Annotated in this window: 22 protein-coding genes and 3 tRNA genes; 8 read left to right on the top strand and 17 right to left on the bottom strand. The window is 60.8% G+C overall.

Annotation, left to right across the window (positions count from 1 at the left end; translation table 11 throughout):
• Nucleotides 1-19 precede the first annotated feature (19 nt).
• From nsrR to nnr, 12 genes are all read right to left on the bottom strand, one after another.
• Entirely contained in the window at nt 20-445 is a 426-nt protein-coding gene (gene nsrR / locus ACJ8IN_RS10570) for a nitric oxide-sensing transcriptional repressor NsrR (protein ID WP_033636784.1), read from the bottom strand.
• Nucleotides 446-678: 233 nt separating this feature from the next.
• A complete protein-coding gene (locus tag ACJ8IN_RS10575; RefSeq protein ID WP_033654892.1) occupies nt 679-1,977 on the bottom strand; it encodes an adenylosuccinate synthase in 1,299 nt (432 codons plus the stop codon).
• Between the two features lie 98 nt (nt 1,978-2,075).
• The gene (locus tag ACJ8IN_RS10580) at nt 2,076-2,276 is read right to left on the bottom strand and encodes a DUF2065 domain-containing protein (RefSeq protein WP_004933666.1); all 201 of its coding nucleotides are present in this window, start codon (nt 2,274-2,276) and stop codon (nt 2,076-2,078) included.
• Nucleotides 2,277-2,339: 63 nt separating this feature from the next.
• Nucleotides 2,340-3,344 carry a protease modulator HflC gene (gene hflC / locus ACJ8IN_RS10585; protein ID WP_004933669.1) on the bottom strand — a complete coding sequence of 335 codons (1,005 nt, stop codon included), beginning with the start codon at nt 3,342-3,344 and terminating at the stop codon, nt 2,340-2,342.
• Nucleotides 3,345-3,347: 3 nt separating this feature from the next.
• The gene (hflK, locus tag ACJ8IN_RS10590; protein ID WP_033636782.1) at nt 3,348-4,598 is read right to left on the bottom strand and encodes an FtsH protease activity modulator HflK; all 1,251 of its coding nucleotides are present in this window, start codon (nt 4,596-4,598) and stop codon (nt 3,348-3,350) included.
• A 68-nt stretch (nt 4,599-4,666) separates the two neighbouring features.
• Entirely contained in the window at nt 4,667-5,947 is a 1,281-nt protein-coding gene (gene hflX, locus ACJ8IN_RS10595) for a ribosome rescue GTPase HflX (protein ID WP_004933675.1), read from the bottom strand.
• Between the two features lie 98 nt (nt 5,948-6,045).
• Nucleotides 6,046-6,354 (bottom strand): RNA chaperone Hfq, encoded by a 309-nt coding sequence (gene hfq, locus ACJ8IN_RS10600; RefSeq protein ID WP_004933678.1) that lies wholly within the window; start codon nt 6,352-6,354, stop codon nt 6,046-6,048.
• 114 nt (nt 6,355-6,468) lie between these two features.
• Entirely contained in the window at nt 6,469-7,410 is a 942-nt protein-coding gene (gene miaA, locus ACJ8IN_RS10605) for a tRNA (adenosine(37)-N6)-dimethylallyltransferase MiaA (RefSeq protein WP_004933679.1), read from the bottom strand.
• On the bottom strand, nt 7,403-9,286 hold the full coding sequence (gene mutL, locus ACJ8IN_RS10610) for a DNA mismatch repair endonuclease MutL (RefSeq protein ID WP_047569649.1): 1,884 nt from the start codon (nt 9,284-9,286) through the stop codon (nt 7,403-7,405). Before mutL ends, miaA begins: the two co-directional genes overlap by 8 nt.
• Before the next feature lie 22 nt (nt 9,287-9,308).
• Entirely contained in the window at nt 9,309-11,108 is a 1,800-nt protein-coding gene (amiB, locus tag ACJ8IN_RS10615; RefSeq protein WP_308325368.1) for an N-acetylmuramoyl-L-alanine amidase AmiB, read from the bottom strand.
• The gene (tsaE, locus tag ACJ8IN_RS10620; RefSeq protein WP_308325367.1) at nt 11,105-11,587 is read right to left on the bottom strand and encodes a tRNA (adenosine(37)-N6)-threonylcarbamoyltransferase complex ATPase subunit type 1 TsaE; all 483 of its coding nucleotides are present in this window, start codon (nt 11,585-11,587) and stop codon (nt 11,105-11,107) included. Before tsaE ends, amiB begins: the two co-directional genes overlap by 4 nt.
• Nucleotides 11,588-11,597: 10 nt before the next feature.
• Nucleotides 11,598-13,112 (bottom strand): bifunctional ADP-dependent NAD(P)H-hydrate dehydratase/NAD(P)H-hydrate epimerase, encoded by a 1,515-nt coding sequence (nnr, locus tag ACJ8IN_RS10625; RefSeq protein WP_308325366.1) that lies wholly within the window; start codon nt 13,110-13,112, stop codon nt 11,598-11,600.
• Between nnr and queG the strand changes: the two genes are divergently transcribed.
• The gene (gene queG / locus ACJ8IN_RS10630; protein ID WP_308325365.1) at nt 13,111-14,250 is read left to right on the top strand and encodes a tRNA epoxyqueuosine(34) reductase QueG; all 1,140 of its coding nucleotides are present in this window, start codon (nt 13,111-13,113) and stop codon (nt 14,248-14,250) included. The two genes, nnr and queG, sit on opposite strands and share 2 nt — an antisense overlap.
• Nucleotides 14,251-14,561: 311 nt before the next feature.
• Here the strand turns inward: queG and ACJ8IN_RS10635 are convergent.
• The 4 genes from ACJ8IN_RS10635 to orn form a co-directional block, all read right to left on the bottom strand.
• Nucleotides 14,562-14,637 (bottom strand) — tRNA-Gly (locus tag ACJ8IN_RS10635).
• Nucleotides 14,638-14,691: 54 nt separating this feature from the next.
• Nucleotides 14,692-14,767, bottom strand: a tRNA-Gly gene (locus tag ACJ8IN_RS10640).
• Nucleotides 14,768-14,833: 66 nt separating this feature from the next.
• Nucleotides 14,834-14,909: transfer RNA gene (locus ACJ8IN_RS10645), tRNA-Gly, on the bottom strand.
• A 191-nt stretch (nt 14,910-15,100) separates the two neighbouring features.
• Nucleotides 15,101-15,646 (bottom strand): oligoribonuclease, encoded by a 546-nt coding sequence (gene orn / locus ACJ8IN_RS10650; RefSeq protein WP_033636776.1) that lies wholly within the window; start codon nt 15,644-15,646, stop codon nt 15,101-15,103.
• A gap of 240 nt (nt 15,647-15,886) precedes the next feature.
• Here orn and rsgA point away from each other — a divergent pair, with 240 nt between their 5' ends.
• The 3 genes from rsgA to mscM all read left to right on the top strand — a co-directional run bounded on the left by rsgA (nt 15,887) and on the right by mscM (nt 21,267).
• A complete protein-coding gene (rsgA, locus tag ACJ8IN_RS10655; protein WP_033638924.1) occupies nt 15,887-16,936 on the top strand; it encodes a small ribosomal subunit biogenesis GTPase RsgA in 1,050 nt (349 codons plus the stop codon).
• Nucleotides 16,937-17,012: 76 nt separating this feature from the next.
• Nucleotides 17,013-17,906 carry an archaetidylserine decarboxylase gene (gene asd, locus ACJ8IN_RS10660; RefSeq protein ID WP_047569661.1) on the top strand — a complete coding sequence of 298 codons (894 nt, stop codon included), beginning with the start codon at nt 17,013-17,015 and terminating at the stop codon, nt 17,904-17,906.
• A gap of 13 nt (nt 17,907-17,919) precedes the next feature.
• Complete coding sequence (mscM, locus tag ACJ8IN_RS10665) at nt 17,920-21,267, top strand: miniconductance mechanosensitive channel MscM (RefSeq protein ID WP_033648710.1); 3,348 nt, start codon at nt 17,920-17,922, stop codon at nt 21,265-21,267.
• A 67-nt stretch (nt 21,268-21,334) separates the two neighbouring features.
• Here mscM and epmA read toward each other — a convergent pair whose 3' ends face one another.
• Complete coding sequence (gene epmA / locus ACJ8IN_RS10670; RefSeq protein WP_047569665.1) at nt 21,335-22,312, bottom strand: elongation factor P--(R)-beta-lysine ligase; 978 nt, start codon at nt 22,310-22,312, stop codon at nt 21,335-21,337.
• 385 nt (nt 22,313-22,697) lie between these two features.
• Here epmA and frdA point away from each other — a divergent pair, with 385 nt between their 5' ends.
• The 4 genes from frdA to frdD are packed head-to-tail and all read left to right on the top strand — an operon-like array spanning nt 22,698 to nt 26,000.
• On the top strand, nt 22,698-24,494 hold the full coding sequence (gene frdA / locus ACJ8IN_RS10675; protein WP_308325364.1) for a fumarate reductase (quinol) flavoprotein subunit: 1,797 nt from the start codon (nt 22,698-22,700) through the stop codon (nt 24,492-24,494).
• A complete protein-coding gene (locus tag ACJ8IN_RS10680) occupies nt 24,487-25,221 on the top strand; it encodes a succinate dehydrogenase/fumarate reductase iron-sulfur subunit (RefSeq protein ID WP_033648713.1) in 735 nt (244 codons plus the stop codon). Before frdA ends, ACJ8IN_RS10680 begins: the two co-directional genes overlap by 8 nt.
• Nucleotides 25,222-25,235: 14 nt before the next feature.
• Nucleotides 25,236-25,628 carry a fumarate reductase subunit FrdC gene (frdC, locus tag ACJ8IN_RS10685; RefSeq protein WP_004929673.1) on the top strand — a complete coding sequence of 131 codons (393 nt, stop codon included), beginning with the start codon at nt 25,236-25,238 and terminating at the stop codon, nt 25,626-25,628.
• A 12-nt stretch (nt 25,629-25,640) separates the two neighbouring features.
• The gene (gene frdD, locus ACJ8IN_RS10690) at nt 25,641-26,000 is read left to right on the top strand and encodes a fumarate reductase subunit FrdD (RefSeq protein ID WP_033636768.1); all 360 of its coding nucleotides are present in this window, start codon (nt 25,641-25,643) and stop codon (nt 25,998-26,000) included.
• Nucleotides 26,001-26,060 lie beyond the last annotated feature (60 nt).

Here is a 26,060-nt window from a genome sequence, read left to right on the forward strand (position 1 = left end):
TTGTCTTCTCAACGTCGTTTTATTCGACAAGCAATAGCTTGTAGAGCGGCGGATTGTCTTCGACCATGTCGGCCAACGTATGCTTATCCAGCTCTTCAAGGAAATTCTGTACGCCCTGGTGGAGCACCTGCTTCAATCGGCAGGCAGGGGTGATGTGGCAAAAATCACTGCTGCAGTTAACCAGCGCGAGCGGCTCCAGCGCCCGTACCACGTCGCCGAGGCGAATGCTCTCGGCCGGTTTGCCCAAGCGAATGCCGCCATGCTTGCCGCGCACCGCCGTGACAAAACCTACCCGGCTCAACTGATTGATGATCTTCACCATATGGTTGCGAGACACGCCGTAAACCTCGGTCACTTCCGAGATGCTGGTCATCTTGTCCTGCGGCAACGAGGCCATGTAGATCAACGCCCGCAGGCCATAATCAGTAAAACTTGTTAACTGCACATCTTACCTCTGGGTATCGTTTTACCCGTCTGATACGCCGCTTTTCGGCGCTATTCAAAAGATTACTCATTGGATAATAAACCAGCCGGAGAGTTCGTCGCTAATTATTTAGCGAATCCCGCGCCCTAAGGCGGGTTTATGAAAGGATTTTTTGACGTGAAACCGCAATCGGAGGGAGTCAGGATAAAAACAAACCGGGACGCGCCCGGTTTGTTTAATGCTGCAAAGCCTGATTATGCGTCGAACGGGTCGCGCAGGATCATGGTTTCGCTGCGATCCGGGCCGGTAGAGATGATATCTACCGGTACGCCGGTCACTTCTTCGATGCGCTTGATGTAGTTCAGCGCAGCCTGAGGCAGCTTGCTGTGCTCTTTCACGCCAAAGGTGGTTTCGCTCCAGCCCGGCATGGTTTCGTAGATAGGCTCGATGCCTTCCCAGCCTTCAGCCGCCAGCGGAGTGGTATCCACTTCACGGCCGTCCGGCATGCGGTAGCCCACGCAGATCTTCACTTCTTTCAGGCCGTCCAGGACGTCCAGCTTGGTCAAGCAGAAGCCGGACAGGGAGTTGATCTGCACCGCGCGGCGCACCGCTACCGCGTCCAGCCAGCCGGTACGACGACGACGGCCGGTGGTGGCGCCGAACTCGTTACCCTGCTTGCACAGGTACTCGCCGGTTTCATCGAACAGTTCGGTTGGGAACGGACCTGCACCCACGCGCGTGGAGTAGGCTTTCACGATGCCCAGCACGTAGTCCACATAACGCGGGCCGATGCCGGAACCGGTAGCCACGCCGCCGGCGGTGGTGTTGGAGGAGGTAACGTACGGGTAAGTACCGTGGTCGATATCCAGCAGGGTGCCCTGAGCGCCTTCGAACATGATCAGGTCGCCACGCTTGCGCGCGCCGTCCAGCAGTTCGGAAACGTCAACCACCATGGCGGTCAGGATGTCGGCGATAGACAGCACGTAGTCCAGCGTCGCCTGATAATCGACGGCTTCAACTTTGTAGTAGTTGACCAGCTGGAAGTTGTGGTAATCGACGATCTCTTTCAGCTTAGCGGCGAAGGTTTCTTTGTTGAACAGATCGCTGACGCGCAGACCGCGACGAGCGACTTTATCTTCGTAAGCCGGGCCGATGCCGCGACCGGTGGTGCCGATCGCTTTTGCGCCGCGCGCTTTCTCACGCGCGTTGTCCAACGCGACGTGGTAAGGCAGGATCAACGGGCAAGCTTCAGAGAGTAACAGACGTTCGCGTACCGGGATGCCACGCGCTTCGAGTTCACCCATTTCTTTCATCAACGCGTCCGGCGCCAGAACAACACCGTTGCCGATGATGCTGGTGACGTTTTCACGCAGAATACCTGAAGGAATTAAATGAAGAACGGTTTTTTCACCGTTGATTACCAGAGTGTGGCCAGCGTTATGGCCACCTTGGTAGCGCACAACATATTGAGCCCGTTCAGTCAGCAGGTCTACAACCTTGCCTTTACCTTCGTCACCCCATTGGGTGCCCAGTACGACGACGTTCTTACCCATTTTTCAAAATCACCGATTGCTTAAAAATGGATTCTACCACCGTAATTTTCGATTTTCAGCACTTTTAGCATACGATTGCATAAATTTTGGGCTAGACTTTAAAGACCCGTGCGGCCGCTCAACATGTAGTAGATCACGCAGCCCGCAACCACTATTCCACCGCCAAATCGCCGCAGCGTCGCGTCCGGCAACTGCGACATCGCCACAATCATTTTGCGCCAGGCCTGCGGAAACAGCATCGGCCCCAATCCTTCCAACACCAGAACCAGCCCGAGCGCCAGCCAAATCGTTGAGTTCATGCATCCCCCAAAAACGAGAAAGGGCCCGCGAAAACGGGCCCTCGATCAGATTGCCTGCCGCACTTACTTGCGCAGGGTATCAGGCGACTTCATGTAGCGGAAGAAATCGCTGTCCGGGCTCAGTACCAGCACGTCCTGGTTGTCCTTGAAGCTGGCTTCATAGGCACGCAGGCTGCGGATAAAGGCATAGAAGTCCGGATCCTGGCTGAACGCGTTGGCAAACAGCTTGGCCGCTTCGGCATCGCCTTCACCGCGGGTGATACGCGCCTGACGCTCGGCTTCCGCCAAGGTGCGGGTCACCTCGTAGTCCGCGCTGGCGCGCAGCTTCTCGGCTTCTTCCTGGCCCTGCGAGCGCAGACGACGGGCTACCGCTTCACGCTCGGCGCGCATACGCTGGTAGATGGCGTCGGACACTTCGGCCGGCAGGTTGATCTGCTTGATACGCACGTCGATCACTTCGATGCCCAGCGCCGCCATGCTGTTCGGGTTAACCTGCGGCTGTTTGCCGGTGGTTTCCCGCTCAACGCGCGCCGCCGCAGAGGCGATAGCGTCATCGGCTTCGGTGGTCGCCACTTCTTCGCCATCACCCACGGTGCCGGTGTTCAGCGCGTCACGCACGTCGGACATCAGCTTGCCGCGCGAGTCGGTCACGATGTCTTTCACGTCCAGGCGGCCGATTTCGGAACGCAGACGGTCGCTGAACTTGCGTTTCAGCAGCACTTCGGCCTGGGAGACGTCACCGCCGCCGGTCGCCAGGTAGTAACGGCTGAAGTCGCTGATGCGCCACTTCAGATAGGAGTCGACGATCAGGTCTTTCTTCTCGCTGGTCACGAAACGATCGGCCTGGTTGTCCATGGTCTGGATGCGCGCATCCAGGTTCTTCACGGTCTCAATGAACGGGATCTTGAGGTGCAGACCCGGCGCATACACCAGCGGCTTGTTTTCGCCGTCGCGCAGAACCTTGCCGAAACGCAGCACGATGCCGCGCTGGCCTTCCTGCACCACGAACAGCGAAGCGTACAGCACCACCAGCACCGCGAGGACAATAACTACAAAAGACTTACGCATTGATTACTCTCTCCCTACGCGAGTGGTGTCGTCACGCTGCGCATTCGCCCGGCGCTGATCCATAATCGAACCGCCGCTGGTGCGCGGGGCGCTGCTGTTGGCAGCCGGCGCAGGATTCGGATTGAGGCGAATCAGGCTGGTATCCTTGTTGCCGCTCTCCGGCGCCGCGCCTTGGCCGCGCAGCATCTGATCCAGCGGCAGCACCATCAGGTTGTTGCCTTTGTCGCTCACCAACACCTTACGGGTATGGCCCAGCACTTTTTCCATGGTTTCGATATACAGACGCTCGCGGGTGATCTGCGGTGCGGACTTGTATTCCGGCAACAGCTTGGCAAAGCGCGCCACCTCACCCTGAGCTTCCAGGACGGTACGGTCCTTATAAGCCTTGGAGTCTTCCAGCAGACGCTGCGCCTGGCCGTTCGCACGCGGCTGAACTTCGTTGGCGTAAGCTTCCGCCTCACGGATGTATTGCTGCTCGTTTTCACGCGCGGCGATCGCATCGTCGAAGGATGCCTTCACCTCTTCCGGCGGACGCGCCGCCTGGAAGTTGACGTCCAGCAGCGTGATGCCCATGTTGTAAGGACGGATGGTCTCTTCCAGCATGCGCTGCGTATCGTTACGCACCACGGTACGGCCTTCGGTCAGGATGCGGTCCATCGAGTATTTGCCGATCACGCCGCGCAGGGCGCTGTCGGTCGCCTGGCTCAGGCTGTCGTCGGCATTGACGACGCTGAACAGGTACGCTTCCGGGTTGGTCACGCGGTACTGCACGTTCATTTCCACGCGCACCACGTTTTCATCAGAGGTCAGCATCACGCCGGACGCCGCCAGCTCGCGCACGGATTCCACGTTCACCGGACGCACGTCGTCGATGAAGGTCGGCTTCCAGTTCAGGCCCGGCTGCACCAGGTGGCTGAACTTGCCGAAACGCGTCACGACGCCGCGCTCGGCTTCCTTGATGGTGTAGAAGCCGCTGGCGGCCCAAATCACCACCACGGCCACCGCCGCGATACCGATAATGCGGCCGCTGAAGCCCGGACCAGAGGTGCCGGTGCCGCCGCTATTGCTGTTGGAACCTTTGCCCCCGCCGAAACCGCTCAATTTCTTGCTCAGTTTGCGGAAGATATCGTCCAAATCAGGTGGCCCTTGATCACGACCGCCTTTGTTGTTACCGCCAGAGTTGCCGCCATTGTTATTGCTGCTCCCCCACGGGTCGCGGTCCTGTCCGTTATTACCGGGCTGATTCCACGCCATGTTTTAGCTCCATATTCTGTGATTGGGTACTTCAGGCTTTCGCGAAGCATAAATGTAACAGGATATGATCATACGATAAAGTCAATCAGGTCCTGTTCTTGCTTGCAGAGACGACGCCATTCGACGATCGGCATTCGCACCACCACGCCAATGCTGCCGTCCTCCTCGTTCCACTCTTTTTCAATCGCCTGAAGCTGGTAAAAACGGCTGCGAAGACGGCCTGCCCGTGGCGGTAAGCGCAATTCGTAATGCGCGATCTCCCCCGATAAGCGCTCCGTCAACGCCTGATACAGCAACGGAATACCCTCTCCGCTGGCGGCGGACAGCCACACCCGGATCGGCAGGTTTTCGTCGTTGCGGTCGATACGCGGCACAAAATCGTCCAGCATATCTATTTTGTTCATCACTAACAGTGTAGGGATTTCATCCGAGTCTATCTCCGCCAGCACGGTGTTCACCGCTTCGATGTTCTCATCGACGCGCGGATCTGCGGCATCGATGACGTGCAGCAGCAGAGATGCCTGGCGCGTTTCCTGCAGCGTCGCCTTGAAGGCGGCCACCAGATCGTGCGGCAGGTGCCGGATAAAGCCTACGGTATCCGCCAACACGGTATCCCCCACGTCCGGCACGTCAATGCGCCGCAACGTAGGATCCAGGGTGGCAAATAGCTGGTCCGCCGCATACACCTCGGCAGACGTTATTCGGTTAAACAGGGTGGATTTGCCGGCGTTGGTGTAGCCCACCAGCGATACGGTCGGCACATCGGCGCGGGTCCGCGCGCGTCGGCCTTGTTCACGCTGCTTTTCTACCCGCTCCAGGCGGCGCAGAATCAAGCTGATGCGATCGCGCAACAGGCGACGGTCGGTCTCAAGCTGGGTTTCCCCCGGCCCGCGCAGGCCAATCCCCCCTTTTTGCCGCTCCAGGTGCGTCCAGCCGCGTACCAGACGCGTGGCGATGTGACGCAACTGCGCCAGCTCCACCTGCAGCTTACCTTCATGGGTGCGGGCACGCTGGGCGAAGATGTCTAAAATCAGCCCGGTGCGATCGATCACCCGGCATTCGCACAGGCGCTCGAGGTTTCTTTCCTGCGCCGGGGAAAGGGAATGATCAAACAGGACAACAGACGCGCCGCTGGCTTTCACCGCATCTGCAATTTCTTCGGCCTTTCCTTCGCCGACAAAGTACTTCGGATGCGGGGCTTTGCGGCTACCGGTCACCACTTGCAAAGCTTCGACACCGGCTGAGGAAACCAACGATTCGAACTCGTTGAGGTCTTCCGTATCTTTGTCTTGCGAGAAATAGATATGAACCAGTACGGCCTGCTCACCGGCTTCATAACGGTCAAACAAGCGTGCAACCTCTCAAACGGACACTCACCGTGAGTTTGGGGGACATAAACAGCCCGCGGCTGCTTATGCTCCCCGTCATGGTTGACTTGCAACGCGCTTTATTCAGCGTCATCGCTTTCCTGCTGCGGCTGTTGCTGCGCAGACGGATTGTTGCCATGGTGATAGTTGCTTGAACCGCCGCTCGGGTTGTTGCTGTGATGCGAGACCGGGCGAGACGGGACAACGGTAGAGATAGCGTGCTTGTACACCATCTGGCTAACCGTGTTCTTCAACAGGATGACAAACTGGTCAAAAGACTCAATCTGGCCTTGCAGCTTAATACCATTCACCAAATAAATAGAAACCGGAACACGTTCACGACGCAATGCGTTCAGGAACGGATCTTGCAAAGATTGCCCCTTAGCCATTCTATCTTTTCCTTATTTGCTTGTTGTTTGTAACTAAGAACCTGTCGGCTCTAAAATAAACGACGTAAAAAATTTGCGCGCTGAATACTCAGCAATTGTACACAATCACCCAACCTATGCACTAACAACCTGTGTCACCGAGTCCAAAGCCTCTCCCGGCTTTTCACTGTCCAACCAATGGACCGACTCCCAACCCCGTAACCAGGTCATCTGGCGTTTAGCCAACTGACGTGTTGCGCAAATACCACGATAAACCATCTCATCGTAACTAATTTCACCAGACAAGTATGACCACATCTGGCGGTAACCGACACAGCGAATGGAGGGCAAGTCCGTATGCAAATCACCCCGTGCGAAAAGTGCACGCGCTTCCGTCTCAAAACCCGCCGCCAACATTTGATGGTACCGCAGCTCGATGCGTTGATGGATCAACTCACGGCTGGTCGGCGCTATCGCAAATTGGTGAACTTGATACGGCAACGATTCACCCGAAATTTTAGTCAGTTCCGTTAAAGTTTTACCCGAAATAAAAAAAACTTCCAGTGCTCTGGACAGTCTCTGCGGATCATTCGGATGAATTCTCAATGCCGCGACCGGATCGATCGCCTGCAACTGCCGATGCAACGCCTCCCAGCCCTGCTCCGCCGCTTGCCGTTCGATGCGCTCGCGCACCGCGGGATCGGCGGACGGCAGCGGCGACAATCCTTCCAGCAACGCCTTGAAATACAACATGGTGCCGCCGACCAGCAGCGGAATGCGCCCGGCGGCGGTGATGTCGGCCATCTCCTTCAGCGCGTCGGCGCGAAACTCCGCGGCCGAGTAGGCTTCGGCGGGATCGCGGATATCGATCAGCCGATGCGGCGCCTGCGCCAATTCTTCGGCGCTCGGCTTGGCGGTGCCGATATCCATGCCGCGGTAAATCAGCGCGGAATCGACGCTGATCAGTTCCACCGGCAGGCGTTCGCGCAGCGCGATCGCCAGCGCGGTCTTGCCCGAGGCGGTCGGCCCCATGATGAAAATAGCCGGGGGACGTGGTGTCATTTCAGTGTCAGTCATGCTTGAGGGCCGCCAGTGCGGCCTGTAAATCAACGGGTTGTAAAAGTCCGCTCGGTGGCGATTTGACCAGCTGCGGGCAAAGTCGTTCAACGTCGGTCAACAATTGTATCGCTTGCGAGGTGTTCCACTGTTCATGTTCGCTGCCAAGACGGCGAGCGAGCCAGGTGGCCAGCACCGCGGGCGACATCTCCTGATGTTCGGCCAGATAGCCTAACAGTTCGGGTATCAGTTTTTGTAAATTTTGTTGGCGTAATGGTAAAGGCACTGCGCGCAGCGTCACACGGCCATGATCCGTCTGTAGATCCAGCCCCATCGCCACGAGCAGCGCCTGATGCCGCGCAATGGCCGCCGCTTCGCGCTTCTCCAACGTCAGCTTAATCGGGATCAGCAGCGGCTGCGGCCGCAGCCCTTCCGCCGGCGGGTTGAGCTGCGCCTGGCGCAGCCAGCGTTCGGCTACCGCCAGATTGAGCAACGCTGGCTGCTGGCGCTGCTCAATCAGCGCGTAGCACGGCGGATGGATCATCAACACCCGGCCAAAACTGTGTTGGCCGCCCGCCAACGGCGTTTCCGCTGCGGCTTTCGCCGGCGGGAACAGCGGCGGCTTGCTCGAAACTGCCGGCGCGGCATCGGCCTGCGGCTCGGCGTCGGGCTGCATCAGTTTACCGTACAGCTCGCCTTCGCGTTTCTGGTAACCGCCCGCCGTTTGCCAACCCGGCTGCGGCGCCCGCTCACGGGCGGTGCCGGCCGGTGGCGGCGTTTCACGGCGCGGCGCAGGCTGAGAAAAATGGTTGCCGCCGGCGGCGACGCGGTTCTCCGGCTGCCAGACCGGCGCGGGCGCTTCGTCAGGCGTTTCCGCCAGCGGCAGCGGCGGCGTCTGACCGGCCTGCTGCAGCACGGTGGTTACCGCCTGGTAGATAAAATCGTGCACCAGCCGCGCCTGATGGAAACGCACTTCGTGCTTGGCGGGATGAACGTTGACGTCCACCTGGTGCGGATCGACCTCCAGATACAGCACGTAAGCGGGCTGCTGATCGTCCTTCAGCTGATCCTGATAGGCCTGACGAATAGCGTGATTGATCAAACGATCGCGCATCATGCGGCAGTTGACGTAGCAATACTGCATTTCACCCAGCTGGCGCGCCCCGGCCGGATCCGCCACCCAACCGCGGATGCTCAAATCGCCGTGCTGCCAGTCGATGTTCAGCGCATGCTGCAAAAACGCCGGGCCACAGATGCTGCCCAAACGGCGTTCGTGCTGGCTCTCTTCTTTCGCCGCCCGGTATTGGCGGATCAGTTTGCCGTTGTGGCTGAGGTTGATCGCCACATCGAAACGCGCCAGCGCAATGCGCCGCACCACTTCATCGATATGGCCGAATTCGGTTTTTTCGGTGCGCATGAACTTGCGGCGCGCCGGCGTATTGTAAAACAGATCCAGCACTTCCAGCGTGCTCCCGACCGGGTGCGCGGCGGGTTTGACGGTCACCGCCTGCTCGCGCCCTTCGGCATAGGCTTGCCACGCCTCGCTTTGCTCGGCGGTGCGCGACGTCAGGGTCAAACGGGAAACCGAGCTGATACTGGCCAGCGCTTCGCCGCGGAAACCGAGGCTGACGATAGCCTCCAGATCGTCGAGCGTGCTGATTTTACTGGTGGCGTGCCGCGCCAGCGCCAACGCCAGATCGTCCTTGCCGATGCCGCAGCCGTTGTCGCGAATGCGGATCAGCTTGGCACCGCCGCGTTCAATATCGATATCGATGCGCGTTGCGCCGGCGTCCAGGCTGTTTTCCACCAGCTCCTTGACGACCGACGCGGGGCGTTCAACCACCTCTCCGGCGGCGATCTGGTTGGCAAGCTGCGGCGGTAACACCTGGATAGGCATGCTGGCTCCTGTAGCGATGGCGCTAGGCCTGCGGAATGGTCAGCGTCCGATCCAGCGGCGCGACGTCCGACTTCAGATTATTGACCCGTTTCAGATCGCCGACGCTGACCCCGTAGCGAGAAGCGATGGAGGAGAGCGTATCCCCGCGGGCCACTTTATGTTTAGACGTTTTCTTCGCCGGCGTTTTCGCCTTGGCGACGGTGGTGGTGACGGCGGCGGCTTTCCCCGCCGGCACCTTCAGGCGTTGCCCTACCCACACGCCGTCTTTTTTCAGTTTGTTCAGATCACGCAGCGCCGCCATGGTGGTGCCGTAGCTGTCGGCGATGCCGGACAGCGTTTCCGCCCGCTTCACCACGTGGATCCGGGTCTTGCCGCTTACGCTGCGGCTCGCGCCGGCCGAGCTGACGATAGGCTCAGGCTGGCGCACGTCTGGTGTTGAGGTGTTAACCGCCGCTGCGACGTCCAGCGGTCGGTTTTCCACCTTTGGGTCGGCTTGCAGCGGATGCGCCAGGAAGTAGCTGCGCAGGCCGTTATGAATGGCCCTGGCAATCTTCTCCTGATACGCGCTACTGCCCAGCAGCCGCTCCTCCGTGCTATTGCTGATAAAACCGGTTTCCACCAGCAGCGAGGGAATATCCGGTGAACGCAGCACGCCCAGGCTGGCGTGTTCCGGCCGGCGTTTATGCAACGATCCGACGCTCTGCAGTTGCTGCAGCACCTTCACCGCCACGTCGTATCCCACGCGCTGCGAGTGGCCGAACTGCAGATCCAGTACCGCCTGGCTCAGGTAAGGGTCAGCCTGGCTGTTGGCCAGCAGATCGCCGGCGCCGCCGAGCAGCTCGGACTGTTTCTCATGCTGTTCGAGCCAGCCGGCCATTTCGCTGTTGGCGCGGCGATTGGACAGCACCCAGACGGAGGCCCCGCTGGCGCTGCGGTTTGGCGCGGCGTCGGCGTGGATGGAGACCAGCACGTTGGCGCCCTGTTTACGCGCCACATCGGAGCGCCCCATCACCGAGATGAAATAGTCGCCGGTACGGGTCAGCACCGGTTTGAACTGCGGATCGGCGTCCAGCATCGCCTGCAGGCGGCGCGCGATGGCGATGGTGACATTCTTTTCTTTCAGTCCGCTCGGGCCAATGGCGCCCGGATCCTGGCCGCCGTGGCCGGCGTCGATCGCTACCACCACCCGATCGCCGGAACCGGCGGAAACGCGGCTGCTGCGCGGCGTGACCTCTGTGGCGGTGCCTGCGACCACGGTCTGTTTATTGGTAAAGGGATTCGATCCTGTCGGCGCTTTGCGCAGCGGCGGCTCCGGCGCTTCACGCACCGCGACCGGCGCCTGGCGCGGTGGCTGGCTGACCGTGACCGGCGCAGGCGTTTGCACCGGCGCTTTACGCACCACGGTATTGGCGCCGCCTTCGGCCGTAATGGTGAACACCACGGTATGCACGCCGCCGTTCTGGCGGGTGGCGACGCGGGTTTTGGCGCGCTGGGTCAGATCAAACACCAGGCGCACGCTCTGCGCGTCTTTCGGCGCGCTGGAACGAATGCTTTTCACCAGGTTTTGCCCGCTGAAATTGAGCGGAAGACCGCCGACCTTGCCCTTCTGGTTAACGTCCAGCACCACGCGTTCCGGGCCGTGCAGCGGGAAAAACGCATAGTCCGGCGGGCCATTGAAGCTCACCGACACCGTCGCTTCGCGTTGGGCGTTGGACACTTTGATATCGGACAGCGAGGACGCCGCCAGCGCGTTCAACGCGCCGAGCGGCCCCAGCACGGCGATCAGCATGATGACCGCAAATTTTTTCAACACGTGCGTCATTGCAGCATCATCCCTGTGATTCCATGAATGCGGTCTAACAGCTGGCTGCCGTATGCGGAAATCGCCTCGATCTTCGCCTCTCGCCCCTCGCCCTGATAGCTAAGATGCAGCGCCAGATCCGGCTCCGGCAGCACGCCGGTGCCCTGCTGCGGCCATTCGACCAGGCAGATGGCGTCTTGCGCGAAGTAATCGCGAATGCCCATGAATTCAAGCTCTTCCGGATCGGCCAGGCGATACAGATCGAAGTGATACACCGCCAGCGGCTGCAAGGCATAGGGTTCCACCAGCGTGTAGGTCGGGCTTTTGACGTTGCCCTGATGCCCTAACGCCTGCAGGAAACCACGGCTGAAGGTGGTTTTACCGGCGCCCAGGTCGCCGTAGAGATAGATGACGCTGGCGCGATCGCAGGCCTGGGCCAAAGTGGTGCCCAAAGCGACAGTCGCTGCCTCGTCCGGCAGAGGTAAAACGAGTTCTTTCATTCGATAAAGTCTATTTTGCCCACTCAGGGTTAACGAAATGAAGGATGTCCGGCAGTAAATCGGTCGCCAACATGCCTCTTGTTCCTTGTCTTTCCGCTACGCGATCGCCGGCCGCGCCGTGTACGACGCAGCCCGCACAGGCGGCATCATACAGCGAGAGCTTTTGCGCCAGCAAACCGCCGATGATGCCCGACAGCACATCGCCCATGCCGCCGGAGGCCATGCCGGCGTTGCCGACATCGGCGACCGCCATCTGCCCCTGCTCATCGGCGATCAGCGTACCGGCGCCTTTCAGCACCGCCACGCCACCGTAGCGCGCCGTCAGCTTGCGCACGGCAAGTAAGCGATCACTCTCGATGTCGGCAGTGCTGCAGCTCAACAGCCGAGCAGCCTCTCCAGGATGCGGAGTCATCACGCGATTCTGCCGTTTCTCGGGATTTAATGCCAGCAAGTTCAGCGCATCGGCGTCCCACAAGGCCGGTTTATCGCTGGTTTGCAGCACGTTCAAGGCGTTTTTGCCCCACTCAGCCTGGCCCAGACCCGGGCCAATCACCAGCACATCCGCCCATTGCATCGCCTGCCGCAGCGTCGCCTCGTCCAGCGCCTGCGCCATCAGCTCCGGCCGGGCCGCCAACAGCGGCGCGACATGCTCCATGTGAGTAAGCACTCGCACCAACCCAGCCCCACTGCGCAGCGCCGCCTCTGCCGCCATGCGAATGGCGCCGCCGAACCCGCGATCGCCACCCACCAACAGCAGGCGGCCATGCTCGCCCTTATGGGCGCAGGGACGGCGCGGATGCAGCCAACGCGGCAACACCTCGGCGGTAAGCCGCTGAATCTGCTCCGGTTGCTTCGCCAACCAACCCGATAAGCCTAGCGCATTCTGATGAAGTTGCCCGACCCAGTCGCGCGCCTGGCCGGTCAGCAACCCCGGTTTGAGGCCGATGAACGTGACGGTGTGCGCGGCACGCACGACCGCGCCCGGCGCCGCGCCGCTCTCCGCCAGCAGGCCGGACGGAATATCGAGCGCCACCACCGGTGCCGAATGGCGGTTGGCGGCCTCGATCAGCGCGTCGTAGGGCGCACGCGGCGCGCTGCCAAGGCCGGTGCCTAACAGGCCGTCGATAATGAGAGAAACAGACGTCGGCCAGCGGCTGTTCGCCGGCAGAATGTCACCGCCTGCGGCTTGCCAGGCCTCGCGGGCCGCTGCGGCTTCCGGTGGCAAAGGCCGTGCGCCGTCGCAGGCGATCAGCGTCACCTGCACGCCCGCCGCCTTCGCCAGGCGCGCCACCACATAGCCGTCGCCGCCGTTGTTGCCGTGGCCGCACAGCACCAGCCAGTGGTCGCGGGAGGGGTACGCGTTGCGCGCCAGCGCGTAGGCCGCCTGACCGGCGCGCTGCATCAAATCGTAAAGAGAAATACCGAGCGAGGCCGCCGCTGCGGGTTCCGAGCGACGGATCCAATCCGCAGGCCAGACAGAGTGTGGTAAACTGTCAGCGTATGCTTTTTCACTGTGGCCCGTCATGACGCACCCCCTCGATCTCGATCAACTCGCCCAACATATCAAGCAATGGGGGCAATCGCTAGGATTCCAGCAGGTTGGCATCTGCGATACCGATTTGAGCCTTGAAGAGCCGAAGCTGCAGGCCTGGCTCGACAAACAGTACCACGGCGAAATGGAATGGATGGCGCGCCACGGCATGCTGCGCGCGCGCCCTCACGAACTGTTGCCGGGCACGCTGCGAGTGATCAGCGTACGCATGAACTACCTGCCGGCCAAAGCGGCATTTGCCAGCACCTTGCAAAATCCGCAGCTGGGCTACGTCAGCCGCTATGCGCTGGGGCGCGACTATCACAAGCTGTTGCGCCAGCGCCTGAAAAAGTTGGGCGATCAGATCCAGGCCTACTGCGGCGAGTTGAATTTCCGCCCCTTTGTCGATTCTGCGCCGGTGATGGAACGCGCGCTGGCCGCCAAGGCGGGCATTGGCTGGGTTGGTAAACACTCACTAATTCTCAACCGTGAAGCCGGGTCATGGTTTTTCCTCGGCGAATTGCTGATCGATCTGCCGCTGCCGGTAGACCAGCCGCAGGAAGAGCAGTGCGGCCGCTGCGTCGCTTGCATCACCACCTGCCCGACCGGCGCCATCGTCGCCCCCTATACCGTAGACGCCCGGCGCTGCATCTCCTACCTTACCATCGAGCTGGAAGGCGCGATCCCGGAGGAGTTCCGCCCGCTGCTCGGCAACCGCATCTACGGCTGCGACGACTGCCAGCTGATCTGCCCGTGGAACCGCTTTTCGCAGCTTACCGACGAAGACGATTTCAGCCCGCGCGCTGCGCTGCATGCGCCGCAGCTGATCGATCTGTTCAACTGGACGGAGGAAAAATTCCTGCGCATCACCGAAGGCTCGGCGATACGCCGCATCGGCCACCTGCGCTGGCTGCGCAATATCGCCGTAGCGCTGGGCAATGCGCCCTACGAGGACGGCATCGTGCTCGCACTGCGCACCCGTTTGGGCCAGAACGCCATGCTGGACGAACATATCCACTGGGCGCTGGCGCAACAGCTCGCCCGCCGCGAAGCGCAGGGCATCGAGGTGCAAACGGCGCAGAAAAAACGGCTGATACGGGCTGTGGAAAAAGGTTTGCCAAGGGATGCCTGACGGCGTGCGCCATTCGGACGTAGCGCCGGAAGACTCACTCTGTGGATTTGTGCATAAAAATAAAAACACGTTGTCTTTCAACTGCAACAAAAAGAGCAAGTGATCGGCATAACGTTTTGGGATAAATAAATAAACTTATAAATCAAATAGATAAATATTTAATTTGTATGACGTTGATTTTTCAGGCAGGCGAGTTTATGTGCAGAGGCTGTGGATAACTCTGTTCACAACATTTTTACCAGGCGTGTAAAACGGGACAAAAACCCGCGCCGGATAAGGCGTTGGATTTGAGTTTGAAACGAAGAGAAAATTGGAGCGGGAAACGAGACTCGAACTCGCGACCCCGACCTTGGCAAGGTCGTGCTCTACCAACTGAGCTATTCCCGCATTGAGATGCTTTTGGCATCCGGCCACCAAACACTGGCGTGACCTTTGAATTTTTGGAGCGGGAAACGAGGCTCGAACTCGCGACCTCAACCTTGGCAAGGTTGCGCTCTACCAACTGAGCTATTCCCGCGTCGCATAGGTACTGCTTGATACTGCTTTATTTATTCATCATGCCGCATCGCGACATTGTTGAATTTGGAGCGGGAAACGAGACTCGAACTCGCGACCCCGACCTTGGCAAGGTCGTGCTCTACCAACTGAGCTATTCCCGCCCGGCGTATCGATGGTGGAACGTTACGAAATTCTTCATCGGTACGGGGTGCGCATTATACGAGAAATCCTTTTTGCCGCAAGCCCCTGAAAGCAAAAAAACGCGATTTTTGTTTGATTGCCGATTAAAGCGCCAGATTGGCGAATTAAGCGGCTAAAACCGGCGTTTTTTCCCCGCAGAGGCCCTCGCACCTTAGAGCTGGATGAAATGTTCGCGGTAATACGCCAGTTCGGCCACCGATTCACGAATGTCGTCCAGCGCCTGATGGGTGCCCTGCTTTTTAAAGCCGGCGAGAATTTCCGGCTTCCAGCGGCGCGCCAGCTCCTTCAGCGTGCTGACGTCCAGGTAGCGGTAATGGAAGTAGGCCTCCAGCTCCGGCATATAGCGGAACAGGAAACGGCGATCCTGGCCCACGCTGTTGCCGCAGATCGGCGATTTGCCGGCCGGCACCCACTGCTGCAGGAAGGCTATCGTTTCCAGCTCGGCGGCGCGATCGTCCTGGCGGCTGGCTTTCACCCGCTCCACCAGCCCGCTGCCGGTATGGGTGCGCACGTTCCACTCGTCCATCAGCGCCAGCTGTTCGTCGGACTGATGCACGGCGATCACCGGCCCTTCCGCCAGGATGTTCAGGTTGGCGTCGGTGACCAGCGTGGCGATCTCGATGATGCGGTCACGCTCGGGATCCAGCCCGGTCATCTCCAAATCGATCCAAATCAGGTTATTTTCGTTTCCTGTCATGATGTTTCCTGCCTAAAAGCCGAGAGAAAAACGCTGTGCGGACGAGACGGCGGGCGCCGCCGGTGGCGACGCGCCGCAGCCGACGGCTAACAACGGTTATTTAATATAAAATAGCGTGTATCATAGTCTTTTTGGTCGCCCTGGGCGACATATACCCCGACGGGTTCAAGGCTGCGGCCGGGGAAGGCCCCAACCGCCGCCGTACGTGTAAAGGTATAAAATCGAGTCAAGTGAGGCGCAGTGAGTAAGAACAAACTGTCCAAAGGTCAGCAACGCCGCGTGCAGGCGAACCATCAGCGCCGTCTGAAGCGCGCTGATAACAAACCGGAACCGGATGATTCCCAACTGGGCGAGCCGCAGGAAGGCGTCGTCATCAGCCGTTTCGGCATGCACGCCGACGTTGAGGCGCCGGATGGCACTCAGCACCGCTGCAATATCCGCCGTACGCTGCGTTCGCTGGTCACCGGCGATCGCGTGGTGTGGCGCCCCGGCCTGGGCGCCCATGAAGGGGTGAAAGGCATCGTGGAAGCGGTGCACGAACGCACCTCGGTGCTGACGCGCCCGGACTTCTACGACGGCGTGAAGCCGATCGCCGCCAATATCAATCAGATCGTCATCGTGTCGGCGATCCTGCCCGAGCTGTCGCTGAACATCATCGATCGCTATCTGGTGGCCTGCGAAACGCTCGAAGTCGAGCCGCTGATCGTGCTCAACAAAATCGACCTGCTGGACGCCGAAGCGCGCAAGCTGGTCGACGGCATGATGGATATCTATCGCAAGATTGGCTACCGGGTGCTGGAAGTCTCCAGCCAGACGCGAGAAGGCATGGCGGAGTTCGAACAGGCGCTGGCCGGGCGCATCAGCATCTTCGCCGGCCAGTCCGGCGTCGGCAAATCCAGCCTGCTGAATGCGCTGCTGCCGCCGTCCGAAGAGCAAATTCTGGTAAATCAGGTTTCCGACGTATCGGGCCTCGGGCAACATACCACCACCGCCGCGCGGCTGTACCATTTCCAGCACGGCGGCGACGTGATCGACTCCCCCGGGGTGCGCGAGTTTGGCCTGTGGCACCTGGAGCCGGAACAAATCACCCGCGGATTTGTCGAATTCCGTGATTATTTAGGCGGTTGCAAATTCCGCGACTGCCGCCACGATACCGATCCCGGCTGCGCCATCCGCGCGGCGATGGAGAAAGGCGATATCGCGGAAGAGCGTTTCGACAACTATCACCGCATTCTGGAAAGCATGGCGCAGGTGAAGGTTCGCAAGAACTTCACGGACGCCGCAGACTGACACTGACGGGCGGGCATTGACGACGGCGAGGCCCTCGTTACAATGCGCGCCCTTTACCCTGATTCACGAGGTTAACGTGCTGGATAGCATCAAGATTAAATTGCAATACTGGCTACCGAAGCTGGCGCTGACCCGCCTGGCGGGCTGGGGCGCCGACAAACGGGCCGGCTGGCTGACCCAACTGGTGATCAAGGCCTTCGCCCGCTTCTACCGCGTGGACATGCAGGAAGCGCAAAATCCGGACCTGGCGTCTTACGCCACCTTCAACGACTTCTTCGTGCGCCCGCTGCGCGATGGCGCACGCCCAATCATCGCCGACGCCAACTGGCTGGCGCTGCCCGCCGATGGCGCCATCAGCCAGCTCGGCCCGATCCGCGACGATCAAATCTTCCAGGCCAAAGGCCATCACTACAGCCTGGAAGCGCTGCTGGCCGGCAACTACCTGCTGGCCGAACCGTTCCGCAACGGCCTGTTCGCCACGACCTATCTGGCGCCGCGCGATTACCACCGCGTGCACATGCCATGCTCCGGCGTGCTGCGCGAAATGATCTATGTGCCGGGCGATCTGTTCTCGGTCAACCCGCTCACCGCCGCCAACGTGCCTAACCTGTTCGCGCGCAACGAGCGCGTGATCTGCGTGTTCGACACCGACATCGGGCCGATGGTGCAAATTCTGGTCGGCGCCACCATCGTCGGCAGCATCGAAACCGTTTGGGCCGGCACCGTCACGCCGCCGCGCGAAGGCATCATCAAACGCTGGACCTACCCGGCCGCCGGTGAAGAGGGCGCCATCGCGCTGGAAAAAGGCGCCGAGATGGGCCGCTTCAAGCTTGGCTCCACGGTGATCAATCTGTTTACCGCAGGCAGCGTGCAGCTCGCGCCGCAGTTGCAAAACGGCACCGTCACCCGCATGGGTGAGGCGTTCGCCGAAATCCCGGCCGCCGCTGAAACACCACAGACCCCGCTCTAAAGGAATCGACGCCGTGCGCCTGATCATCACGCTTTTGCTCGGTTGCCTGCTGTGGCAACCGGCGCTGGCCGCTCCCCTGCCGACCGAGACCCAGCTCAAGCAAGAGCTGAAGCAGGCGGAAAGCAGCAAAAACGCGCCGAATCAGGCGGAGACCACCGAGGCGCTGCAAAGCGCCCTCAACTGGCTGGCGGAGCGTAAAGAGTCGCAGACTCGCTCCGAGCAGTATCAGAGGGTGATCGACGATTTCCCGAAGATGACGCAGGAACTGCGCCGCCAGCTGGTGCTGGAAAGCAACAAGATCCTGCCGAACGGCGACGATCTGCCGGCCGCCGAGTTGGAACAGCAGATCCTGCAAACCAGCAGTCTGCTGCTGGAACAGGCGCGCCTGCTGCAGCAAGAGCAGGATCGCACGCGGGAAATCAGCGATTCGCTCGGCCAGCTGCCGCAGCAGCAGACCGACGCCCGCCGTGCGCTGACGGAAGTGCAGCGCCGCCTGCAGGCGCAGCCCGCCAACCCGACCACGCCGTACGCGCAGGCCGCCCTGGCCCTGCTGCAGACCGAAGCCGCGGCGCGCAAGGCCAAAGTGGATGAGCTGGAACTGGCGCAGCTGTCGGCCAACAACCGGCAGGAGCTGGCGCGCATGCGCGCCGAAGTCTATAAAAAGCGCCACGAGAAAATAGACGTTCAGCTGCAGGCGCTGCGCAACAACCTCAACGCCCAGCGCCAACGCGAAGCGGAACAGGCGCTGGAAAAAACCGAGCAGCTGGCCGAGCAGAACGGCGATTTGCCAAAAAGCATCAGCCAACAGCTGCAGATCAACCGCGAACTGTCCGCCGCGCTGAACAGCCAGGCGCAGCGCATGGATCTGATTTCATCGCAGCAACGGCAGGCGGCGGCGCAGACGCTGCAGGTGCGCCAGGCGCTGAGCACCATCATCGAGCAGGCCCAGTGGCTCGGTTCGTCGTCGGCGCTGGGGGAAACCCTGCGCGCCCAGGTGGCGACGCTGCCGGAAATGCCCAAGCCGCAACAGCTGGACGGCGACATGGCCCAGCTGCGCGTGCAGCGCCTGCAGTTTGAAACTCAGCTGGAAAAACTGTCGCAGCGCGAATTCAAGCGCGACGACGGCAGCGCGCTGACCAACCAGGAGCAGCGCATCGTCGATGCCCAGCTGCGCACCCAGCGCGAGCTGCTGAACTCGTTGTTGTCCGGTTGCGACACCCAAATCCTCGAGCTGACCAAGCTGAAGGTGGCCAACACCCAGTTGATCGAAGCGTTGAACGAAATTCGCGACGCCACCCACCGCTATCTGTTCTGGGTGCCGGACGTCAATCCGATCAACTTCTCTTATCCGCTCAACGTGGCGCACGATCTGACGCGCGTTCTGTCGCTGGACACGCTGTCGCAGCTCGGCGGCGCCTTCATGATGATGGTGACCAGCCGCGAAACGCTGATCCCTATCTTCGGCGCCCTGCTGCTGGTGATTTTCAGCATCAGTTCGCGCAAGCACTACCACGCCTTCCTCGAGCGCGCCAGCAGCCGCGTCGGCAAGGTGACGCAGGACGAATTCTTCCTGACGGTGCGCACCGTGTTCTGGTCGATTCTGGTGGCGATGCCGCTGCCGGTGCTGTGGGCCGCGCTCGGCTACGGCCTGCAGAGCGCCTGGAACTACCCGGTGGCGGAAGCGATCGGCAAAGGGGTGACCGCCACGCTGCCGATCCTGTGGATCTGCATGATCTGCGCCGCCTTCGCCCACCCGCAAGGGTTGTTCATCGTGCACTTCCGCTGGCCGGCGAAGCAGGTTTCGCGCGCCATGCGCTACTACAAGATGTCGATCTGGCTGATCGTGCCGCTGATCATGGCGCTGATCACCTTCGATAGCCTGAAAGAGCGCGAGTTCGCCAACACGCTGGGGCGGCTGTGCTTCATTCTGCTGTGTCTGGCGCTGGCGCTGGTCACCCACAGCCTCAAGCGCGCCGGCATCCCGCTGTATCTGGATAAAAACGGCTCCGGCGACAACATGCTCAACAGCGCCTTCTGGGGGCTGCTGCTGTCGGCGCCGCTGCTGGCGGCGCTGGCGTCGAGCGTCGGTTATCTCACCACCGCGCAGGCGCTGCTGGCGCGCCTGGAAACCTCGGTGGCGATCTGGTTCCTGCTGCTGGTCGTCTACCACATCATCCGCCGCTGGATGCTGATCCAACGGCGACGCATCGCCTTCGACCGCGCCAAACAGCGCCGCGCGGACATTCTGGCCCAGCGCGCCCGCGGCGAAGACGAAACCTCGCATACCCCGAACAGCACCGAAGGTTCGGTGGATATGGACTACTCAGAGATAGACCTGGATACCATCAGCGCCCAGTCGCTGCGGCTGGTGCGTTCGATCCTGACGCTGATCGCGCTGGTGTCGGTGATCGTTTTGTGGTCGGAGATCCACTCCGCCTTCAGCTTCCTGGAAAATATCTCGCTGTGGGACGTGACCTCGACGGTCAACGGCGTGGAAACCGCCCACCCGATCACCCTCGGCGCAGTGCTGATCGCCATTCTGGTATTGATCATCACCATGCAGTTGGTGCGCAACCTGCCGGCGCTGCTGGAACTGGCGGTGCTGCAGCACCTGGATCTGTCGCCGGGCACCGGTTACGCCATCACCACCATCACCAAATACCTGCTGTTGCTGTTCGGCGCCATTCTCAGCTTTTCCTGGATCGGCATCGAATGGTCGAAACTGCAGTGGGTGGTCACCGCGCTCAGCGTGGGTCTCGGCTTTGGCATGCAGGAGATTTTCTCCAACTTCATCTCCGGCCTGATCATCCTGTTCGAGAAGCCGATCCGCATCGGCGATACCGTAACGATCCGCAACCTGACCGGCACGATAACCAAGATCAATACCCGCGCGACCACCATCGCCGATTGGGACCGCAAAGAGATCATCGTGCCGAACAAGGCGTTCATCACCGAGCAGTTCGTCAACTGGTCGCTCTCGGACGCCATCACCCGCGTGGTGCTGACCGTGCCGGCTCCGGGCGAGGCCAATAGCGAAGAGGTGACCAAAATCCTGATGAACGCCGCCGAGCGCTGTTCGCTGGTGCTGGACAATCCGGTGCCGGAAGTCTACCTGGTCGATCTGCAACAGGGCATTCAGATCTTCGAGATGCGTATTTACGCCGCCGAGATGGGCCACCGCATGCCGCTGCGCCACGAGATCCACCAGCTGATCCTGGCGGGCTACCGCGAGCACGGCATCACGCTACCGTACCCGCCGTTCCAGGTGCGCACCGAGACGCTGTCGCGGCTGACCAACAACGGCCGTACGCCGCCATCCACGCCGGCGCCGAACACCAAGCGCGACGCCGGGGGGCTGTAAGCGGTTCTCGCGATAAAAAAAGGGCCGGCAAATGCCGACCCTTTTGCTTTTCTCTGCGCCTGAAACGTCAGGCGATCCCAACCGGGAAGGCCAACACGTCGCTCAGGCTCTCGGCGCCCAGCGCCAGCATCACCAGGCGATCCACGCCCAGCGCCACGCCGGAACATTCCGGCATGCCGTGCTGCAACGCCGCCAGCAGGTTGTAGTCGATCGGCTGCTGCGGCAGGCCTCGCTCCGCGCGCTTGCGGTTGTCCTGCTCGAAGCGCTGCTGCTGTTCACGGCCGTCGGTCAGCTCGCGGAAACCGTTCGCCAGCTCAATGCCCTTGAAGTACACCTCGAAACGCTCCGCCACGCGGTGGTCTTCGGTGCTGATCTCCGCCAACGCCGCCTGGCTGGCCGGGAAGTGGTAAACGAACGCCGGCTTTTCACGGCCGATATGCGGCTCCACGCCCACGGTAAACAGCAGCTGCAGCAGCGTATCGCGGTCTTCTTCAGTATCGGCGATGTTGCTCAAGTCGAGCTTGGCCGCCGCTTCACGCAGCTGCGCCTTCTCCGCCGACAGCGGATCGATGTCCAGATGGCGCAGGAACGCCTGCTGATAAGACAGGGTCTCCGCGTTCTCGCAGTCCAGCACCTGTTGCAGCAGATCGTCCACCTCGTTCATCAGGCGGTACATGTCGTAGTGCGGACGGTACCACTCCAGCATGGTGAATTCCGGGTTGTGATGCCGCCCGGCTTCTTCATTGCGGAAGCTGCGCCCCATTTGGTAGATCGGGCCGCTGCCCGCCGCCAGCAGACGCTTCATGTGATATTCCGGGCTGGTCATCATGTATAGCGTCAGGCCCTCTGCCGCCCCCGGCCCGACGAAACGCGTCTCGAACGGGAACAGGTGAACGTCGGTGACCGTCGCCTGGCTCATGGTGGGCGTCTCAACTTCCAGCACGCCACGATCGGCGAAGAAACGCCGGATCTCAGCCAGAATCGCTGCGCGTTTCAACAAATTGGCGATGGGTGCACTAGGCTGCCAGCTTGCCGTTTCGCTCATGGTAATTAACTCCGAAATCAAACAGGGGATGCAGTCTACTCGCATCCTTGCAGCCAAACAAATTCTTCACGATGCACAACCGGCCATAACGCCAATTTCCGATAAATAGGCGACAAAAGCGCGTTAAAAAGGGTAAAGCACGCCGAACACGCGAAAAGGCAGGCAAGCCTGTTGGTCGAGCGTTAATCGACAAAACAATCGATCACATCAAATTTCGACTACTTAACTTTAGGTATAGTTAATTCCCCATTATTGGTGGGAGATATCTATCCTTAACCTTTAAGCAACATTAATCGGTTCAATTAGTTAGCACCCGAAGAGTTCGCTAAATTTTAAGCATAGATATTTAACTTGCCGTTCTTAACAAGAACATTGGAGGAATGCAGTGCAAACCTTTAACGCCGATCTTGCCATTATTGGGGCCGGGGGCGCTGGTTTACGTGCAGCAATAGCCGCAGCGGAAGCCAATCCCCAACTGAAAATCGCGCTGATCTCTAAGGTCTACCCGATGCGCAGCCACACGGTCGCCGCCGAGGGGGGCTCCGCCGCCGTCACCCAGGATCACGATACCTTCGACTACCACTTCCACGACACCGTCGCCGGCGGCGACTGGCTGTGTGAACAGGACGTGGTCGATCACTTCGTGCATCAGTGCCCGCGCGAGATGGCCCAGCTCGAGCAGTGGGGTTGCCCGTGGAGCCGCAAACCGGATGGCTCGGTCAACGTGCGGCGCTTCGGCGGCATGAAGATCGAACGCACCTGGTTCGCCGCCGACAAGACCGGCTTCCACATGCTGCACACCCTGTTCCAGACCTCGCTGAAATACCCGCAAATTCAACGCTTCGACGAGCACTTCGTGCTGGATATCCTGGTGGATGACGGCCAGGCACGCGGCCTGGTGGCGCTCAACATGATGGAAGGCACCCGCGTGCAGATCCGCGCCAACGCAGTGGTGATGGCCACCGGCGGCGCCGGGCGCGTCTACCGCTACAACACCAACGGCGGCATCGTTACCGGCGACGGCATGGGCATGGCATTCCACCACGGCGTGCCGCTGCGCGACATGGAGTTCGTGCAGTATCACCCGACCGGCCTGCCCGGTTCCGGCATCCTGATGACCGAGGGCTGCCGCGGCGAAGGCGGCATCCTGGTGAACAAGGACGGCTACCGTTACCTGCAAGATTACGGCATGGGCCCGGAAACCCCGCTGGGCGAGCCGAAGAACAAATACATGGAGCTGGGCCCGCGCGACAAGGTGTCCCAGGCCTTCTGGCACGAATGGCGCGCCGGCCGCACCATCGCCACCCCGCGCGGCGACGTGGTCTACCTCGATCTGCGCCACCTGGGCGAGAAAAAGCTGCTGGAGCGGCTGCCGTTCATCTGTGAACTGGCCAAGGCCTACGTCGGCGTCGATCCGGTGAAAGATCCGATCCCGGTGCGCCCTACCGCGCACTACACCATGGGCGGCATTGAAACCGACCAGAATTGCGAAACCCGCATCAAGGGGCTGTTCGCGGTCGGCGAATGCTCCTCCGTCGGCCTGCATGGCGCCAACCGTCTCGGCTCCAACTCGCTGGCAGAACTGGTGGTGTTCGGCCGCGTCGCCGGTGAGCACGCGGCGCATCGCGCGCTGGAAACCGCGCCGGCCAACGGCAGCGCGCTGGATGCGCAAACCCGCGATGTCGAAACCCGCCTGAGCAACCTGATGAAGCAGGAAGGCAACGAAAACTGGGCGAAGATCCGCGACGAAATGGGGCTGTCGATGGAAGAGGGCTGCGGCATCTACCGCACGCCGGAGCTGATGCAAAAAACCATCGATAAGCTGGCGGAGCTGAAAGAGCGCTTCAAGCGCGTCAACATCACCGACAACTCCAGCGTGTTCAACACCGATCTGCTGTACACCATCGAGCTGGGCTACGGCCTGGACGTCGCCGAATGTATGGCGCACTCCGCGTTTAACCGCAAAGAGTCGCGCGGCGCTCACCAGCGCCTGGACGAAGGCTGCACCGAGCGCGACGACGTCAACTTCCTCAAGCATACGCTGGCGTTCCATAACCCGCAGGGCGCGCCGCGTCTCGAATACAGCGACGTGAAAATCACCAAGCTGCCGCCGGCCAAACGCGTCTACGGCGCAGAAGCCGAAGCGCAGGAGAAAAAGAATAAGGAGCAGGCAAATGGCTGAGATGCAAACCCTGAAGATCGAAGTCATGCGCTATAACCCGGAAAGCGACGCCGAGCCGCATTTCGTCACCTACGCCGTGCCTTACGACGAACAGACCTCGCTGCTCGACGCGCTGGGCTACATCAAGGATAACCTGGCGCCGGATCTCTCCTACCGCTGGTCCTGCCGCATGGCGATCTGCGGCTCCTGCGGCATGATGGTCAACCGCGTGCCGAAGCTGGCGTGCAAAACCTTCCTGCGCGATTACGTCGGCGGCATGAAGGTCGAAGCGCTGGGCAACTTCCCGATCGAGCGCGATCTGGTGGTCGACATGACCCACTTCATCGAAAGCCTGGAGGCGATCAAGCCTTACATCATCGGCAACGATCGCAAGCCGGAAGACGGCCCGAACGTGCAGACCCCGGCACAGATGGCCAAATATCACCAGTTCTCCGGCTGCATCAACTGCGGCCTGTGCTACGCCGCGTGCCCGCAGTTCGGCCTCAACCCCGAGTTTATCGGCCCGGCGGCGATCACGCTGGCGCACCGCTACAACCTGGACAACCGCGACCACGGCAAGAAACAGCGCATGCCGCAGCTTAACGGCCAAAACGGCGTCTGGAGCTGCACCTTCGTCGGCTATTGCTCCGAAGTCTGTCCGAAACACGTCGATCCCGCCGCCGCCATCCAGCAGGGCAAGGTGGAGAGCGCCAAAGACTTCATGATCGCCATGCTGAAGCCGCAATAAGGGAGAAAATTGCCATGACAACTCAACGTAAGCCCTATGTGCGCACCATGACGCCCACCTGGTGGCAAAAGCTCGGCTTTTACCGTTTCTACATGCTGCGCGAAGGCACCTCGGTGCTGGCGGTCTGGTTCAGCATCGTGCTGCTCTACGGCGTGTTCGCGCTGAAGGGCGGCGCCGAGAGCTGGGCCGGCTTCGTCGGCTTCTTGCAGAACCCGCTGGTACTGTTGATCAACGTCGTCGCCCTGCTGGCGGCGGCGCTGCACACCAAAACCTGGTTCGATTTGGCGCCGAAGGCCGCCAATATCGTGGTCAACAGCGAGAAAATGGGACCGGGCCCCATCGTGAAAGGGCTGTGGGCCGTCACCATTGTCGTCAGCGTGGTCATCCTGGCCGTGGCCCTGATCTAATCCGGAGGAAACATGATAAATCAAGCACCTAAACGCTCCGACGAGCCGGTTTTCTGGGGATTGTTCGGCGCCGGTGGCATGTGGAGCGCGATCGTCGCGCCGGCCATCGTGCTGCTGGTCGGCATTCTGCTGCCGCTGGGGCTGTTCCCCGGTGAAGCGCTGGGTTACGAGCGCGTGCTGGCGTTCTGCCAGAGCCTGATCGGCCGCTTGTTCCTGCTGCTGATGATCATCCTGCCGCTGTGGTGCGGCCTGCACCGCATCCACCATGCGATGCACGATCTGAAGATCCACGTACCGGCCGGCAAATGGGTGTTCTACGGTCTGGCGGCGATCCTCAGCGTGGTCACCGTTATCGGCGTCGTCACCCTGTAAACCGCTCAGGCGGCCAACGCCCGTTGGCCGCCCTTTGCTCATCGGCTACACTGTCTACTC

This window comes from Serratia sp. CY31944, from assembly GCF_052169175.1.
Lineage (GTDB): Bacteria > Pseudomonadota > Gammaproteobacteria > Enterobacterales > Enterobacteriaceae > Serratia > Serratia sarumanii.